General features: G+C 60.4%; 16 protein-coding genes. 9 read left to right on the top strand and 7 right to left on the bottom strand.

From position 1 onward, the window contains the following. The first annotated feature begins 58 nt into the window (after nt 1–58). Complete coding sequence (locus K3166_RS02165; RefSeq protein ID WP_221423075.1) at nt 59–700, top strand: L,D-transpeptidase family protein; 642 nt, start codon at nt 59–61, stop codon at nt 698–700. Here K3166_RS02165 and tilS read toward each other — a convergent pair. The 5 genes from tilS to K3166_RS02140 all read right to left on the bottom strand — a co-directional run bounded on the left by tilS (nt 697) and on the right by K3166_RS02140 (nt 6,171). Next, the gene (tilS, locus tag K3166_RS02160) at nt 697–1,683 is read right to left on the bottom strand and encodes a tRNA lysidine(34) synthetase TilS (RefSeq protein ID WP_221423074.1); all 987 of its coding nucleotides are present in this window, start codon (nt 1,681–1,683) and stop codon (nt 697–699) included. The two genes, K3166_RS02165 and tilS, sit on opposite strands and share 4 nt — an antisense overlap. A 1-nt stretch (nt 1,684) precedes the next feature. Beyond that, complete coding sequence (locus K3166_RS02155) at nt 1,685–2,596, bottom strand: tetratricopeptide repeat protein (protein ID WP_221423073.1); 912 nt, start codon at nt 2,594–2,596, stop codon at nt 1,685–1,687. Nucleotides 2,597–2,685: 89 nt separating this feature from the next. Beyond that, nucleotides 2,686–3,522, bottom strand: a complete 837-nt coding sequence (locus K3166_RS02150) for a helix-turn-helix domain-containing protein (protein ID WP_221423072.1) — start codon at nt 3,520–3,522, stop codon at nt 2,686–2,688. A 137-nt stretch (nt 3,523–3,659) separates the two neighbouring features. Then, a complete protein-coding gene (gene ptsP / locus K3166_RS02145; protein ID WP_221423071.1) occupies nt 3,660–5,930 on the bottom strand; it encodes a phosphoenolpyruvate--protein phosphotransferase in 2,271 nt (756 codons plus the stop codon). A gap of 85 nt (nt 5,931–6,015) precedes the next feature. Next, the gene (locus tag K3166_RS02140) at nt 6,016–6,171 is read right to left on the bottom strand and encodes a YdcH family protein (RefSeq protein ID WP_221423070.1); all 156 of its coding nucleotides are present in this window, start codon (nt 6,169–6,171) and stop codon (nt 6,016–6,018) included. Nucleotides 6,172–6,323: 152 nt separating this feature from the next. Here K3166_RS02140 and K3166_RS02135 point away from each other — a divergent pair, with 152 nt between their 5' ends. Then, nucleotides 6,324–6,533: a YdcH family protein gene (locus K3166_RS02135; RefSeq protein ID WP_221423069.1), complete on the top strand. Its 210-nt coding sequence runs from the start codon at nt 6,324–6,326 to the stop codon at nt 6,531–6,533. A gap of 89 nt (nt 6,534–6,622) precedes the next feature. Next, nucleotides 6,623–7,087 carry a DUF1465 family protein gene (locus K3166_RS02130; protein ID WP_221423068.1) on the top strand — a complete coding sequence of 155 codons (465 nt, stop codon included), beginning with the start codon at nt 6,623–6,625 and terminating at the stop codon, nt 7,085–7,087. Here the strand turns inward: K3166_RS02130 and K3166_RS02125 are convergent, their stop codons facing one another. Beyond that, nucleotides 7,088–8,551 (bottom strand): glycerol kinase, encoded by a 1,464-nt coding sequence (locus K3166_RS02125; RefSeq protein ID WP_221423918.1) that lies wholly within the window; start codon nt 8,549–8,551, stop codon nt 7,088–7,090. A gap of 62 nt (nt 8,552–8,613) precedes the next feature. Here K3166_RS02125 and K3166_RS02120 point away from each other — a divergent pair, with 62 nt between their 5' ends. From K3166_RS02120 to K3166_RS02100, 5 genes are all read left to right on the top strand, one after another. Next, nucleotides 8,614–9,486, top strand: a complete 873-nt coding sequence (locus K3166_RS02120) for an MBL fold metallo-hydrolase (protein ID WP_221423067.1) — start codon at nt 8,614–8,616, stop codon at nt 9,484–9,486. Beyond that, nucleotides 9,471–10,157 (top strand): DUF4230 domain-containing protein, encoded by a 687-nt coding sequence (locus K3166_RS02115; RefSeq protein ID WP_221423066.1) that lies wholly within the window; start codon nt 9,471–9,473, stop codon nt 10,155–10,157. The genes K3166_RS02120 and K3166_RS02115 overlap by 16 nt, the downstream gene beginning before the upstream one ends. A 74-nt stretch (nt 10,158–10,231) precedes the next feature. Continuing rightward, nucleotides 10,232–11,011, top strand: a complete 780-nt coding sequence (locus K3166_RS02110; protein ID WP_221423065.1) for a hypothetical protein — start codon at nt 10,232–10,234, stop codon at nt 11,009–11,011. A gap of 82 nt (nt 11,012–11,093) precedes the next feature. After that, complete coding sequence (nadA, locus tag K3166_RS02105; protein ID WP_221423064.1) at nt 11,094–12,080, top strand: quinolinate synthase NadA; 987 nt, start codon at nt 11,094–11,096, stop codon at nt 12,078–12,080. Nucleotides 12,081–12,114: 34 nt separating this feature from the next. Further along, nucleotides 12,115–13,431, top strand: a complete 1,317-nt coding sequence (locus K3166_RS02100) for a DUF2254 domain-containing protein (protein WP_221423063.1) — start codon at nt 12,115–12,117, stop codon at nt 13,429–13,431. A 2-nt stretch (nt 13,432–13,433) separates the two neighbouring features. On the opposite strand, the gene K3166_RS02095 is transcribed toward K3166_RS02100, so the two are convergent. Continuing rightward, entirely contained in the window at nt 13,434–14,351 is a 918-nt protein-coding gene (locus K3166_RS02095; RefSeq protein WP_221423062.1) for a DMT family transporter, read from the bottom strand. Between the two features lie 57 nt (nt 14,352–14,408). On the opposite strand from K3166_RS02095, the gene K3166_RS02090 reads away from it, so the two are divergent. Continuing rightward, the gene (locus tag K3166_RS02090; protein ID WP_221423061.1) at nt 14,409–15,521 is read left to right on the top strand and encodes an alkene reductase; all 1,113 of its coding nucleotides are present in this window, start codon (nt 14,409–14,411) and stop codon (nt 15,519–15,521) included. Nucleotides 15,522–15,561 lie beyond the last annotated feature (40 nt).

Genomic DNA, 15,561 nt, shown 5'->3' with positions numbered 1-15,561 from the left:
CGGGACTTTACCGCGAGAGCCTTGGTAAACGGCGGGTAAACCACCTATATTCTCTGTCATGGATGCGATTCTCAAATGGATTGGCGGAACCAGCCTCGTGGTCGTCCTCGGCCTGGCGATGCTCGCCTATGGCGGTTCGGTTTCCGCCGGGCCAGAACTCGCACAAGCTCCTGAAAAAGTCGAAATCGCACCAGAGGCGGCAATTCTCGCGAAGCTGGAAGCTGATGCGAAACGCCCCTTCACCATCCGCCGCGTCCTCCCGATCGAGGGGCCGATCAAATACGGTGAATGGCACTGGGATGATGAAGGCGTACCCGAAGGTCCGCTATTGATCACGGTCGACTTGCAGGCACGCACGATTTCCGTGTTCCGTGATGGCTATGAAATCGGCGCCGCCGCCGTGATGCTGGGCACGGATGAACATCCCACGCCCACTGGCACCTTCCCGATACTGACCAAGGAACGGCACAATGTGTCGGAGAAGTACGGCAACGCTCCGATGCCGTGGACCTTGCGCCTGACGTGGGACGGCATTGCGATCCACGGCGGTTCGGAAGTGCAAAACGGATACGCGAGCCACGGCTGTGTGGCGATTCCCGATCCCTTGGCCGCGCGGATTTTCGAGATCGCCAAGAAGGGCGACAAGGTCATCATCACCGACGGCAAGCGCATCGGCTTGGGCGACCCGATAATCGGCTAATTTGTCCGGCGCGCAGGTTCTGCCGCGAAAGTCCAGCATCTTCCCTCAAACCCCGGGCCGCGATCATCGCGCGCGGGTTTTGCGAGCACACCGCCCAGCGATCCATTTTCTCCAGCCCACAAGCGGTCTGCGAGACGCGCCAATTCGGTTCGACTGCCCACCGCCCCCATCCGCATGAAGATCTGCTTGAGCATTTCGATGTTCATGAACCGCGATTTGCCCGGATAATACCGCAGCTTGCCATCACGCACATCGACGTTGGCATTCCAGCAAGCGGACAGTTGTTCTTCTACGAAATCATTCGCTTCCGCTAGAAGCCGCGCGCTGCGTGCGATATTTTCGACGTCCAGCCAGTCTGCGCCTTCAAGCTGCTTGCGGATCCGGATCCTGTCAAAGGCGAGATCTTCGTTCGATGGGTCGGACACTGCCTTCCATCCGGCCCGTTCCACGAGATGCGCCAGCTCTGCACGCCGCCAGCTCAGAAGTGGACGCAGCAAGAGGACCGCCGACCCGGGCACTGCGCCGGAGGCCCGAATGGAGGCAAGGCCCGCCAACCCGCTTCCGCGATTGAGGCGCATCAGCAGCGTCTCTGCCTGATCGTCCATCTGATGCGCGGTGACCAGGGCACCGAGGCCCCTGCTCTCGCACCACTTCGCCAACGCTTCATAGCGGGCGGCACGCGCACGGTCTTGCAGATTGCCCTGCTCGACAAGGACCTCGAATGTCTGGTGGGGAACGCCGATCGAACGGCAAAATTCGGCTACCTGCAACGCCTCGTGAGCGCTTTCGGGCCGCAACTGGTGGTCAACCGTGGCGGCCTCGACACGGCCCGGCAGCGCGGCATTGGCCAGCCGCAAGAGCGCCAGGCTATCGCCGCCTCCGGAGACGGCTAGTCCCAGCTTGGCATCGACGTTGGCGATTGACGGCCAGAGCTGCGCAAGATCGGTCTTGAACCGCTCGGTCAGCTCCGGCGCGATATCCACGTCAGTTACACGTAACCTTGCCGAGATTGCGCTCGTACTGGCTCTGCAGGCGGCCTGCGGCAAGCGCCGGATAGGTGTCACCGAATTCAGCCAATGCGATGCAAGCCCGGTTGGTGTCTTTGAGCGCGATCATGGCTTCAGCAAGAAACAGCAGGCTGTCTCCGGCCCGGGCCCCGCTCTTGTCTGCTTGGTAATTCTGCAGGAACCAGGGCGCCGCGTCATTGGGCTTACCATCATCGAGATAGGCGCGGCCAAGCAGGTTGCGGCCATAGGTCGCGCGCCAGTGATCCGAATATTTCTCGACGAACATCGTCAGTTGCTGCTGAGCTTCAGGATGAAAGCCTGCTTCCCACAGGCGGAAGCCGTAGGAATATTCGTCGTCAGCCGGATCGTCCGTTTGCGGTTTCGCGATCGCCTGAACTGCGGCGACACGTTCGGGACTGGGCTGCGCGGCTGGCGAAGGCGTCGGCGTTGCGGTCACGGCCGAAGTCGGCGTTGGCGTTGCTGTCGCTGACGGAGTCGATGCGGGTGCCGGTGCAGGCGCGTTCGCTGCTTCAAGCGCTTCGATGCGCTCGTCGAGCAAACGCATGGCGTTGCCGCCAACTTCGTATTGCGCAGTCAGGCGCTGCAGCTGCGTCTCGAGCGCATCCAGCCGGGCCAGAATATCGGTGACCGCAGTGGTCGAATTCGTTGTGCTGACGCTGGGCCGAGCTGCCGGCTGACCGGTAATTTCCGGCTCGAAATAGCGGCCATCACCGCCGGGGAACACCTGGCGCTGGAGTGCGCGAACTTCCGCTTCCAGCTTCCTGATGCGGCTATCCGAATTATCCTGGGCAATTGCTGGCACCGAAGTCGCCACCAATGCGATAGCAATACCGCCAAAACCGATACCACGTGCGATGCGGGTCATCATAACGCCCGTTCTCCTCGTCCGAATTGAATGTGAATCTAGACCTACCCCCACGAAACTGTCGAGGGGATGAAGCCGGTTTTCCGCCGTGGTCAGGTAGTCGCCGGATCCGCCTCGTTTGCCTCGGGCGCAGAAGCCGGTTCCGTATCACGCGAAAGCAGCGCTTCTGCAGTCACCGGCACATCGCGTATGACCTCGTCTTCTTCTGACAATTTCGGCACGCTTTTACCGCCGACGGTGATGGCCAACGCATAGGGGCGTCCGGTCCAGATTTGTGCACCTTCCGCGTCGGCAGGAATTGTGTAGCTGTCACCCTTGGCCATCTGCGCTTCGTACAAGCGCTCCCCGGCAGCGTCGTAGAACTTTACCCAGGTCCCATCCATTTCGCTGGTGAAAACGACTGGTCCGCCGGTTGGCTGAACGGCTTCGGCCGGCCGCGCCTGTTGGGCAGGCTCGTTCGCCGCGACCTGTGTGGCGGGGTCCTGCAGAGGTGCAGGGCCAAGGCCCGGCGCGAAATAGCTTGAGTAAAAAGCATAGATACCGCCAAGCAGCAGAACCGCTGCAAATACGGCAAACCAGGCAAGTCCGCGTCCGGGTACGCGCGCCGGATCACCCGGTTCGAACTTGGCCGACGAAGCAGCCGTTGCTGGCTGCCCCTCTGCAAGCTCCGCTCGTACCTGGTCGAGGATCTCGCGTTCGTCCAGCTCGAGTGTCCGAGCATAAGTACGACTGAATCCAACCGCGTAAGTGCGCGAGGGCAAGCTGGCAAAATCGCCGTCTTCGATCGCCTGAAGATGGCGATGAGGGATGCGCGTTTCCGCCGCAACCTGCTCCAGCTCGAGGCCTTTGGCTTCGCGCGCCTTGCGCAGACGGTCACCCACGCGATCAGCGTGCGCGGCGGTATCTTCGACGATGTCGTCTTGTTCCATGCGTATCCCGAATGTCCAGAGCCCGGCGGGCGTTCCCGCTCAATCCCGGCATGAATGGCGGTCCGACCCAGCCTGTCAAGCGATGAACGTATCACACATACACCTCAGGGACGAGGCGCTCTGTGCAAGCGACGAATTTAATCCAGCTCAATATCGTTGGCTTGCGCCCAAGCCGTCAATTCGGCCCGTATGTCAGGCGGGGGGCTCGACAACCATACCTGCATTTTCGCCTTGAGTTCAGGGAGGTCGACCTTGCGAACCAGTTCCTTGATCGGCCCCACAGCGGTGGGAGAGATGGAGAAGCGCGTATAGCCCAGTCCCATGAGAGCCAACGCCTCCAGCCGCCTTCCGCCCATTTCGCCGCACACCGCAAGCCGAACCTGGCTGCCGACCATGTTTTTCACGATGCGGTCCATGAACCTCAGAATGGCGGGGCTTAGCCAGTCATAACGTTCCGCGAGCTTGGGGTTAGCCCGGTCGGCAGCAAAGAGAAACTGGGTCAGGTCGTTCGTGCCAACAGAGACAAACGACACTTTGGGCAGCAGGATATCCAGCATGTCCGCCAGCGACGGCACTTCGAGCATGCAGCCATATTCGACGCTTTCGGGCATGTGGCGGCGCCGATTGCGCAGGAATTCGGCCTGGTTCTCGAAGATCGCCTTGGCGGCATCGAATTCCCACGGTTCCGACACCATCGGGAACATGACCGAGAGCTGACGGCCTGCAGCAGCCTCCAGAAGAGCGCGCGCCTGCGCCTTGAGCAACCCTTCGCGTTCGAGCGACAGGCGAATGGCACGCCAGCCCATGGCCGGGTTCTCGTCCTTCTCCGCCGTCCCGTTGTCGAGATAAGGCACCGCCTTGTCGCCGCCGATGTCGACGGTGCGGAAAATCACGCGCTTCCCGTCCGCAGCGTCGAGAACATCGCGGTATAGACGCATTTGCCGTTCGCGCTGGGGCAAAGTCGATGAAACGAGGAACTGGAACTCGGTTCGAAAAAGGCCGATGCCATCCGCCCCGGTCAGCTGAAGCGCGCTCACATCGTCGCGCAGGCCAGCGTTGATCATCACCGTGATACGGGTGCCATCGCGCGTGAAAGGTTCGACATCGCGCAGTTCGGCATACGTCGCCTGCTTCTCGCGAGTTCGCGCGAAACGGGTGTCGAAGGCCTCGAGCATAGGCTGCGACGGGCGCAGTGTGACCACGCCCTTGTCCGCATCGACCAGGATTTCATCACCTTCGGAAACCTTGGCCCGAACGCCCTTCACCCGGCCGAGCACCGGAATGCCCATTGCGCGCGCAACGATCACGACATGCGCAGTAAGCGAGCCTTCTTCGAGCACCACGCCCTTGAGCCGCCGTCGGTCGTATTCGAGCAGTTCAGCCGGTCCCAGATTGCGCGCAATCAATATCGTATCGCGCCGCAGCCCCTGTGTGGCGGCCGTGCCCAATTGGCCGGAAACGATCCGCAGCAACCGGTTGGAGAGGTCTTCCAGATCGTGCATCCGGTCCGCCAGCAGCGGATCGTCAATCTCACGCATTCGCATCCGCGTGCGCTGCTGGACGCGTTCGATCGCCGCTTCTGCGGTCAGTCCGCTGTCGATGGCTTCATTGATCCGCCTGCTCCAGCCTTCGTCGTAAGCGAACATCTTGTAGGTATTGAGCACTTCGTCGTGCTCACCGCCCTTGCCGAATTCGGGTTCCTTTCCCATCGCATCGATCTGGTCGCGCATCTTGTCGAAGGCGCGGTAGACCCGCTGGCGCTCTGCCTCGACGTCTTCCGCCATGACCTGATCGATTTCGATCCGTGGCTGGTGGAATACCGCGGCACCGGTGGCGAGGCCCTTGGCCAGGGTCAGTCCGTCGAGGACCTCGGTTTCGGTCGGCGCCTCGTCCAGATCGAGGTGGTTTTCTTCGTCGACGAGTTCCTTGTGTGCGATGAGTTCGGACAGAACCATCGCAGTGGTCTGCAACGCCTCGATCTCCACCTCTTCATACCGCCGCGGCTCAACGTGCTGGACGCAAAGAACGCCCACCGCCCGTTCACGGTAGACAATCGGAACACCGGCGAAAGAATGGAATTTGTCCTCTCCGGTTTCAGGACGATACAGGAAGTCGGGATGCGCCTTGGCTTCGGCGAGGTTCAGCGTTTCGATGTTCTTCGCGATTGTGCCGGTGAGCCCTTCGCCTACCGCCATTCGAGTGACGTGAACGGCTTCGGGATTGAGGCCCTGCGTGGCGTAGAGTTCAAGCTCGCCTTCGCGCAGGAGGTAGATCGAACAGACTTCGCTGCTGAGAGCGCTGGCGATAATTTCTACCACGCGGTCGAGCTTGTGCTGCGCGTGGGTGCGGCTGGCCATGACCTCGTGCAGGTGCGTGAGGATCTGGCGAGCTGATGCAACGGCTGTCATAGCCAGTAGCTATAGCAAATATGATGAAAGGCGAAAGCGGGACGCTCACCTATATCGGTGCCGTCCCGCCTTGATCGTGGAGCCGTCAGGCTGTGGCGAGCTCTTCCTTGATCTTCAGCTTTTTCCTCTTGATCTGCTGGATCATCGCGATGTCAGGCGCAGGACGGGTTTGTTCGTCATGCAGGCGAGCTTCGAGCCCAGCGTGCTTGGCTTTGAGTGCGTCGACATGGGATGAGTGCATCGGGTTGTCTCCTTCGTAGGTATGTGACCCCAGAGAAGCGACTCGTGCCATTGCGGAACGAGCCGCTTACCAAGTATCAAATCATACTCTTGCGAATTTACAAACCCCTGCCTTACGGCCATGCGACGAAGCGACATTCAAGGAAGACGACAGTGAACGAGCAAGAGCTCCGTAAACGACTGGAAATGCTGCGTAGCGAGCATCGCGACCTTGATGTGGCCATCAATGCGTTGACGGATGCCGGCGACAATGGCGGTTTTGTCGACCAGTTGCAGGTTGCCCGACTCAAGAAGCGCAAACTGCAGCTGAAAGACCGCATGTTGCTGATCGAGGACAATCTGATCCCCGACATAATCGCCTGACTTATCAACGCCGGGCGCCGTCTCAGGCCGGGACATGGGCAATCGCTGGGCTGGATAGACCGATCCATGCTATATACCGGCCAGAGGCCATGGACATGCAGAAAACCATCACCCAGCAGATCATCGAGGATCTCTACACGGAAGCTCTGATGCTGGCAGACGAGGCGCGGTCGGTCTTCGACATGCGCGATCAGGAAAGCGATGGCTCGAAATCTTCAAATGAAATGCGCATCGCCCTTTCGATTGAGGGACTACGGACCACGACGCGGGTCATGCATGTTCTGGCCTGGCTGCTGAACCAGCGCGCCTATTTTTCCGGTGAGCTGAGCGCACAGCAACTGGAACGCCACGGCAGCCTGGGAGAAGATCGTCCGTCCGATCCCAAGAACCTGGCGATCCTGCCCCTCACCATTCGCTCGTTGATCCGCGATTCTGAACGATTGCAGAAACGCGTCGCGCGCATCGATGCCGAGCAGCGCGCAAGAACTCCGGCCAATGATGACCCGGTCGGCTTGCTTCAGGGCCGTATCGCCCAAGCCTTCACGGCTGTCTGATCAGGCGGCTCCCAGCGCCCTTGCATACCGGTCAAGGCGCCCTTCGCGTACATCTTTCGCCATGTGGGGACGGAACAGCGCTGCATTGCCGCGCATAGCGTGCGCTGCTGCTTCCAGGCTTGCATAAATGCCTGCCCCCACAGCGGCGCAAATGGCTGCACCCAGCGCCGTTGTCTCGACGAATTCCGGGCGTTCCACCTCGATATCGAGGATGTTGGCGAGGTCCTGCGCCATCCAGTTGTTCACGCTCATCCCGCCGTCGATTCTCAACTTCGCCCAAGGCGCCCCGTCGGCGGCAAAAGCCGTGGCCAGGTCATGCGTTTGATGCGCCATCGCCTCCAGTGCTGCGCGCGCGATCTGGGCTCTTCCGCTCGCAAAGCTTAGTCCCGAGATTACCCCGCGCGCATCGGGCCGCCACTGAGGGGCGCCCAGCCCTGCGAGCGCCGGCACAATGACAACTTCGCCGCTATCCTCGATTGATCTGGCGAGTTCTTCGGTCTCTGCGGCATTCCCGATAAGCCCCAGCTGATCGCGCAGGTACTGGATTAGGCTGCCTGCGACAAAACATGATCCCTCGATTGCGTAGATCCGCTGACCGCCGCCCTGATGCAGCACTGTGCCGAGCAGGCGGTGATCCGAAACAGGGATGTCGCTGCCCTTGTTCGTGAGCACGAAGGCGCCGGTTCCATAGGTCGCCTTGGTCTCTCCGAAGGACAGGCAGCCTTGGCCGATCGTGGCCGATTGCTGGTCGCCTACCAGCCCGGTTATCGGAACCGGGCGGCCCAGCCATTGCGCGGATGTGGCCGACAATTGACCATGCGTATCGACGACCTGGGGCAGACTTGCATGAGGAACGCCGAGCAAGTCGCAAAGCCCCTCGTCAAACCTCGCACCGTCCAGTGCCAGCAGCATTGTCCGGCTGGCGTTGCTGGCATCGGAGACATGGTCCCCGCCGGACAGCTTGAACACCAGCCAACTTTCCACGGTGCCGAATGCCAGCCGCCCGCTGGCTGCCGCGCTGCGCACCTGTTCGTCATTGTCGAGCATCCAGCGCATCTTGGTGCCGGAGAAATAGGGGTCGAGCAGCAAGCCAGTCTGCCGCTGGATCGCTGGCTCGTGACCGCCCTCCTTCAACGCAGCGCAAAATTCTGCAGTGCGCCGGTCTTGCCACACAATTGCGCGCGCAAGAGGTTCTGCTGTTTTGCGGTCCCACGCGACCACAGTTTCGCGCTGGCTGGTAATGCCGATGGCGGCAATTCGGTCTGCCTGATCGCCGACCGCCTCGATCATGCAGGAAAGAGTTTTCTCCCAGATCTCTGCCGCATCATGTTCCACCCAGCCGGGCCGGGGATAATGCTGGGTCAGATCGGCCTGAGACACGGCTTCAAGTTCGCCATCAATGCCGAATACCATCGCCCGCGTTGACGTGGTTCCCGCATCCAGAACCAGTATTCGATCAGCCATATAGTCTCCATATTCACCGGCAGGAGGTGACATGAACCGCCTCACCGCCCATATGCAACCCCATGGCTGGACCTCCTCCCAAACCATGGCCGACTGGCCAGGCGCTGCAACTTGAGCCGCTTGTCAGGCGCGTTCTGGCACCAAACCCCTCACCATACACCTACACCGGCACGCAAAGTTACGTGGTCGGACTGGGGGACGGATGTGCGATTATCGATCCGGGTCCCGACGATCCGGAGCACCTGCTTGCGCTCGATGCCGCTATTGGCGGCGAGCACGTCTGCGCGATCATGTGTACGCATACGCACCGCGATCATTCGCCCGCATCGCGTCCATTGGCGGCGCGGACCGGAGCGCCGATCGTGGGCTGCGCCCCGCTTGTCCTCGACGACAGCGGGCCGCGTGCAGATGCGTCCTTCGACCGCGACTATGAACCTGACCGCGTATTGGAAGAAGACGAAGCGATGACCGGCCCCGGCTGGACCCTGCGCGCAGTGGCCACGCCCGGCCATGTCTCCAACCATTTGTGCTTCGCGCTTGAAGAAAGCGGCGCGCTGTTTACCGGAGACCATGTGATGGGCTGGTCGACCAGCGTCGTGGTGCCGCCCGATGGCGACATGGCCGATTACATGGCCAGCCTCGACAAGCTCTACGCCCGCGAAGATCGCATCTATTATCCCGCCCACGGCGAGGCGATTGAAAAGCCGCGCCAATTGGTCCGCAGCATGATCGGCCATCGCCGCCAACGCGAAAACCAGATCCTGCGCCACTTGGGTGAAGGACCGCTCGAGGCGTCGGAATTCGTGCCGAAAATGTACAAGGGGCTGGACGAACGGCTGCACCGCGCTGCGGAAATGTCCGTAATGGCCCATTTGATAGATCTGGAACGCCGCGGACTGGTTCTGCGTTCAGGAGACATATGGCAGACAAGCTGAAACCCACCGCGACCCAGACAGAACCCGCTGCGCAAAAGGAAAAATCGCTGGCCCGCGTGCAAGCCGTTCCATGGCTTATCGTGATCCTGCTGATTGCCGCGGTGGCGTGGCTGGGCTGGCGCGCATTTCTTTATCAGGAAGAAGGCGATCCGGTGGCAAGTGCCATGCTCGCTTTCGAAAAACAGAATTCGCTGACCGTTTTCTCTTCTCGCTTTGAAGTGGTCGCTGAAAGTGTCGACAGGCGCGGTGTGCTGGGTGTCGACCTGCTCGAAAGCAGGCAGGCGGCGGTCATTCCGGCAACCGTGGAATATCGCCTCGACTTATCGCAGATGGACCGGGACCGTTTCCAGTGGGACGATGGTTCGGACACGCTCACGGTGATCCTGCCGCAACTGAAGATTTCGCGCCCCAATCTCGACGAAGGCTCGCAGGCGACCTTTACCGAAGGTGCCTATGTCAGCCGGGACGCCAGCACCGATCTGGCGCGCAACAACTCGCAGCAGGCCGAACGCAAGGCTGCGCTATTCGCCAAGAACCCGCAAGTTCTCGCTATGGCTCGCAATGCGGCCAAGGAAGCGGTCCGCCAGAACCTTGCAATCCCGCTCCAGGTTGCCGGCTATGAAGACATTTCGGTCAATGTGCGCTTCGATGGGGAAAGTGCCGCCGAATAATTGACGACATTGGTCGCCGCCGATATTCCTCAAGCAATAAAAATGGTCGCATGAACTTGGGGGAGTGAACGACCATGGCTACAGCAGCCACGCAGCCGCATGCCGATGCAATCCGCGGCAACACGCGCTTTTTCGCCATAATGGCATTCGTCATATCTGCGATCATCGTCGCGGGCTTTTCGGTGAACCTTGCCATGGGACGATCGAGTTTCGACGTGCCGATCGCTTATCACGTTCACGCAGCCATCTTCATGAGCTGGATCGGGTTGTACATTGCGCAGCACATTACCGCGTCATCCGGTAACTGGTCGCTGCACGCAAAGCTCGGCAAACTGGCGTATCTGCTCGTCCCGCTGATGGTGGCTGCGGGAAGCGTGATTATGATCGTCGTCGCGCGGAGGACCGGCGGGCCGTTTTTCTTCGACGTGAATGAATTTCTCATCAGCAATCTCGCGCTGGTGTGGTGCTTCGGCTTCCTCGCTTTCTGGGCCCTGCTTCGTCAGCGCTATACCGGTTGGCATCGCCGCTTGATGCTGTGCGCCATGGCAATTCTCGTGGGCCCGGGTGTGGGACGGCTTCTTCCGCTGCCCCTGATGATCCCCAATGCATGGACCATAACCACTGCAGTCACGATGATCTTCCCGGTCATCGGAATGATAGCGGACAAACGCAGCCTGGGCCGCGTCCATCCAGCGTATTGGTGGGGGCTAGGAGTCTACGCCGGTACCTTCATCGCCTCGATGATGCTTGCCTATTCGCCGCTCGGTTATGATCTGACCCAGCGCGTGATCGCCGGCACTCCGGGCGCTGAAAGACCAATGGAAGCATTCCTCCCGCCCGATTTTTCGATGTGACGCCGGATGCATTGGCGGAACCCCCTCGCCACCACGCACGTTCCGTATATAAGCGCGACAAACGCACACAACGGGACAGACGATGACTGCCGAAACCAGCCTGCCGACCGGTCAAGACCTGATCAGCGAAATCAATCGCCTCCGCAAGGAGAAGAACGCGATCATCCTGGCGCATTATTACCAGACGGCCGATATCCAGGATATGGCCGACTTCGTGGGTGACAGTCTGGAATTGTCGCGCAAGGCCGCTGAGACGGACGCGGATGTTATCGTCTTCTGTGGCGTGAAGTTCATGGCCGACACGGCAAAAATCCTCAGCCCGGAAAAGATTGTCGTCCTGCCTGACATGGATGCCGGTTGCAGCCTGGAAGACAGCTGCCCGCCGGAAAAGTTCAAGGCTTTCCGTGAAGCCCATCCGGATCACATCGCGCTGACTTACATCAATTGCTCGACCGAGGTGAAGGCGCTGAGCGACGTCATCGTCACCAGCTCCAGCGCGGAAACCATCATCAGCCAGATACCGGAAGACCAGAAGATTATCTTCGGCCCCGACCGGCACCTAGGCGGGTATATGAGCCGCAAGTTTGGCCGCGAAATGCTGCTGTGGCCGGGCGTGTGTATCGTCCACGAAGCGTTTAGTGAGACAGAGCTGCTCAAACTCAAGGCACAGCATCCCGGCGCACCCATTGCCGCGCATCCCGAATGTCCGCCCAATATCATCGATCATGCAGACTATGTCGGCTCGACCAGCGGCATCCTGCAATTCGCCAAGACATTCGAAGGCGACACGCTGATCGTAGCGACAGAGCCGCACATCATCCACCAGATGGAAAAGGCGATTCCGGAAAAGACCTTCATCGGCGCCCCCGGGGCCGACGGCAATTGCAGCTGCAACATCTGCCCGTACATGGCGCTCAATACCATGGAGAAGATGTACGCCTGCCTGCGTGATCTGGAACCGCGGATCGAAATCGAGGAAGGTTTGCGCCTCAAGGCCAAGCAGAGCCTCGACCGAATGCTGGAAATGGCGAGCGGTACGATCGGCAAAGGCGACCTAGGCAGAGTCTGAGGCACCTGTGGTCCTCATGTGCGTTTAGCTCTCCATGACAGCTGAAATCCGCTTTTTCTGGGCGCGCCTGACGGCGAACTACTGGTTCTTCCCGGCGGTCTTTTCGATGATCGCCGCAATCCTGGCTTTCGCTTTGGTGTGGTTGGATCGAACGGGCTTTGCAGGGTTCCTCAATGACGTAGACTGGATGGTCCCTGCCCGTCCCAAGGGCGCTGCAGACATGCTGACGGTCATGGCCGGAAGCATGATCGGGGTCGCTTCTACCGTGTTTTCGATCACGATCGCTGCTGTCGCATACGCCAGCGGCAACTATGGCCCGCGGTTGTTGACCAATTTCATGGAGGATCGCGGCAACCAGATCAGCCTTGCGACCTTTATCGGCAGCTTTGTCTACGCGCTTATCGTTCTGCGCGCTGTCAGAGCAGAAGACGAGACTCCGGCGACAGGTGCAGATGCCGCTGCAACAGCATTACCCGGTTTCACTCCGCAATTGTCGCTCTTGGTCGCCTACGTTCTTTTGGCGCTGTGCGTTGCGGTGCTGGTTTTCTTTCTCAACCACATCCCTTCGAGCATCCGGATCAACAAGGTGCTCGAGGGCATCGGCGCGCGGCTGCTGTCTGCTATCCGCGAGACCTATCCGGTTGAGAACGATTTTGAAGACGCGGTTCAACCAAAAGGCGGGGAGCCGCTGACCGCGCTGGACATCGGCTATGTCCAGATGATCGATTTCCAGGATTTGGCGAAGATAGCGCACGACTGCGGCTGCACTTTTTCGCTGGTCGTGCGCACAGGTGATTTCGTGCACCGGGATATGCACCTGATGCACATCGAAGGCTGCAAGCCGGAAAGCATCGAGGACAAAGTTCGCGCCTGTTTCACGCTCGGCGCCACAAGGACACCGGAACAGGACCCGCAATTCCTGATCGACGAGCTGGTCGAAATTGGCCTGCGCGCGCTATCTCCGGGCATCAATGATCCCTTCACTGCAATCACCGCGCTCCACTGGCTCGGGGCGGCAACGGCGGAAATCGGCAGGCGGGACCTGCGCAAGAATATCTGCGGCGAGGACATAGATACCTGCCCGGTCATCCCGGCTCCTGACGGCTTCGATCATTATGTGAAGCGCGGGTTCGGCGCGATCAGAAGCGCTGTCGCGACCTCACCGATTGCCGCCGAGGTCATGCTTGATACGCTGGCCAATGCCACAACACCTCTGAGGGACGAGAAGCGCCAGAAGCTGATGAAAAATGAAGCTGACAAGCTTGCAGAGCAGGTGCAGCTGATGCTGACCGGCCCCGACCTAGACCGCTTCAACACGCATCACGCGGAATTCAACCGCACTTTCTGGTAATTTCAGGCCCGCCTAGGGGCTCTTGCACCGCCAGTACTGCTGCGTGCCAGCACCAGGGCTGCACCGACCATCACCATGCCAAGTATATCCAGCGGCGCGAGCATCTCTCCGAAGACCGCCCATCCCACGCTTGCTCCGATTGCAGGCTGGAGCAGTAGCGCCATGCCGATAATGAGCGGCGAGAAATGACGCAGCGAAAATACTATCAAGCCCTGTCCGATTACCTGACTGGATAGCGCAAGCATGACGAGCGGCTGCCATCCTGCGCTGCTCGGCAAAACAGGTTCGCCTGCCGCAAGAGCGATGCCCAGCAGGATTGGCGAGGCAGCCAGAGAGACCAGCAGCAATACGCTCCATTGCCCCAATTGCGTCCGGGCACGCTGAGCTGGAAGCAGGTAAAACGCATAAAACAGGCCCGCAGCAAGGCAGAACAGGTCACCGATGAAGCTCTGCTGCGAAATCTCGAGGCTGCGGCCCAGCAGGATTGCCGCGCCTGACAGCGCCATCGCGACGCCGGTAAATTCGCGTCCCGAAGGAGCGCGTCTGAGCGCGATCAGGCCCCAGATCATCAGGATCACGCTGCCGGAATTGCCAAACAGCACCGCATTGCCCAGCCGCGTGCGCTCGATACCGACGTGCCAACTGGCAAGGTCGAACGCGAAAAAGCACCCGCCAGCAATCACCAGGAGCGCCAGCCGCTTGTCCAACGGTCCCGGCGAGCGGCTCCGCCATGCGAAAAAGGCGAGCAAGGGTATGGGAAGCAGCAATCGCCAGAACGCCGACGATACCGGACCTGTGTCCGCAAGCCTCACGAACCACGGGCCAAGCGCCAGTGCAAAATTGCCCGAAACCAGCGCGATGAAGTGCCAGACGCCGGGCTGAAAGCCATTCTTGTCTGCCGAGGCGCTTGTTTCGCTCATTGCGGAGCCCTAGCTCCGGTCTCACAGACAAGTCAGTAAAAAAAGGACTTCACCTCCATGCACGAAAAGCTGTTCGAACCGCTCAAAATTGGCGCCATCGAAACAAAGAACCGTATCCAGATGGCTCCCCTCACCCGTGGTCGGTCGAGCCAGCCAGGATCCGTGCCCAACGAAATGATGGCGACCTACTACCGCCAGCGCGCCAGCGCCGGCCTGATCATTTCCGAAGCGACCGGAATCAGCGTGGAAGGACTCGGCTGGCCAGCGGCCCCGGGAATCTGGAGCGATGAACAGGTAGAAGGCTGGAAGCTTGTGACCGAGGCGGTCCACGAAGAAGGCGGCAAGATCGTCCTGCAAATGTGGCACATGGGCCGGTTGGTCCATCCCGATTTTCTTGGCGGCAACCCGCCAGTCTCGGCCAGCGCGACCTGCGCTCCGGGACACGCACACACGTTTGAAGGCCGCAAGGATTACGAGCCTGCCCGCGCGCTGGAGACTTCGGAAATCGCACGCGTGGTCGAGGACTACCGCCACGCCGCCCAGAACGCGAAACGGGCCGGTTTTGACGGAGTGCAATTGCACGGCGCCAATGGCTATCTGGTCGACCAGTTCCTGCGCGACAGCACCAATCTGCGTGAAGACGAATATGGCGGCAGCCCGGAAAATCGCACCCGCTTCCTGCGCGAAGTACTGACCGCCCTTGTCGATGTCTGGGGCGCAGACCGTGTCGGCGTGAGACTCTCACCCAATGGCGAAACGCAAGGCTGCGACGATAGCGATCCCGCCGCCACCTTCGGCGCGGCTGCCAAGGTTGTGGAAGACCTCGGCCTCGCCTTCCTCGAACTGCGCGAGCCGGGCCCGGATGGCACATTCGGCAGCACCGATGTGCCCAAGCAAAGTCCGCTGATCCGTCAGCTCTATACCGGCACCCTGATCCTCAACAGCGACTACACCCCCGAACAGGCGGTTGCGGATATCGAAGCGGGACGCTGCGACGCGGTCAGCTGGGGCAGAGACTTCATCTCCAACCCCGACTTGCCGGAGCGTTTCCGGCTTGGCGCAGAACTCCAGCCGAATGTAAATGTGCCGCAAAGTTGGTACCTTCCGGGTCCCGAAGGTTACATTGATTACCCCATGCTAACCAAAGCAGAGCACACTGAAGTGGGATGATTCGCCAATTCCGGCGCGGATCGTTCTCAGGGAGGTCGTT

The sequence above is a fragment of the Qipengyuania psychrotolerans genome (assembly GCF_019711355.1).
Classification (GTDB): domain Bacteria; phylum Pseudomonadota; class Alphaproteobacteria; order Sphingomonadales; family Sphingomonadaceae; genus Qipengyuania; species Qipengyuania psychrotolerans.
Note: the sequence above shows the minus strand (reverse complement) of the source record. Positions and strands in the feature narration are given on the sequence as shown.

Coding starts and splice junctions, on each gene's coding strand:
- K3166_RS02090 (WP_221423061.1), top strand. CDS start 14,409: ATGCACGAAAAGCTGTTCGAACCGCTCAAAATTGGCGCCATCGAAACA.
- K3166_RS02155 (WP_221423073.1), bottom strand. CDS start 2,596: ATGATGACCCGCATCGCACGTGGTATCGGTTTTGGCGGTATTGCTATC.
- K3166_RS02130 (WP_221423068.1), top strand. CDS start 6,623: ATGGACATGCAGAAAACCATCACCCAGCAGATCATCGAGGATCTCTAC.
- K3166_RS02115 (WP_221423066.1), top strand. CDS start 9,471: ATGGCAGACAAGCTGAAACCCACCGCGACCCAGACAGAACCCGCTGCG.
- K3166_RS02110 (WP_221423065.1), top strand. CDS start 10,232: ATGGCTACAGCAGCCACGCAGCCGCATGCCGATGCAATCCGCGGCAAC.
- nadA (WP_221423064.1), top strand. CDS start 11,094: ATGACTGCCGAAACCAGCCTGCCGACCGGTCAAGACCTGATCAGCGAA.
- K3166_RS02125 (WP_221423918.1), bottom strand. CDS start 8,551: ATGGCTGATCGAATACTGGTTCTGGATGCGGGAACCACGTCAACGCGG.
- K3166_RS02140 (WP_221423070.1), bottom strand. CDS start 6,171: ATGCACTCATCCCATGTCGACGCACTCAAAGCCAAGCACGCTGGGCTC.
- K3166_RS02165 (WP_221423075.1), top strand. CDS start 59: ATGGATGCGATTCTCAAATGGATTGGCGGAACCAGCCTCGTGGTCGTC.
- K3166_RS02095 (WP_221423062.1), bottom strand. CDS start 14,351: ATGAGCGAAACAAGCGCCTCGGCAGACAAGAATGGCTTTCAGCCCGGC.
- K3166_RS02120 (WP_221423067.1), top strand. CDS start 8,614: ATGGCTGGACCTCCTCCCAAACCATGGCCGACTGGCCAGGCGCTGCAA.
- K3166_RS02100 (WP_221423063.1), top strand. CDS start 12,115: ATGACAGCTGAAATCCGCTTTTTCTGGGCGCGCCTGACGGCGAACTAC.
- K3166_RS02150 (WP_221423072.1), bottom strand. CDS start 3,522: ATGGAACAAGACGACATCGTCGAAGATACCGCCGCGCACGCTGATCGC.
- ptsP (WP_221423071.1), bottom strand. CDS start 5,930: ATGACAGCCGTTGCATCAGCTCGCCAGATCCTCACGCACCTGCACGAG.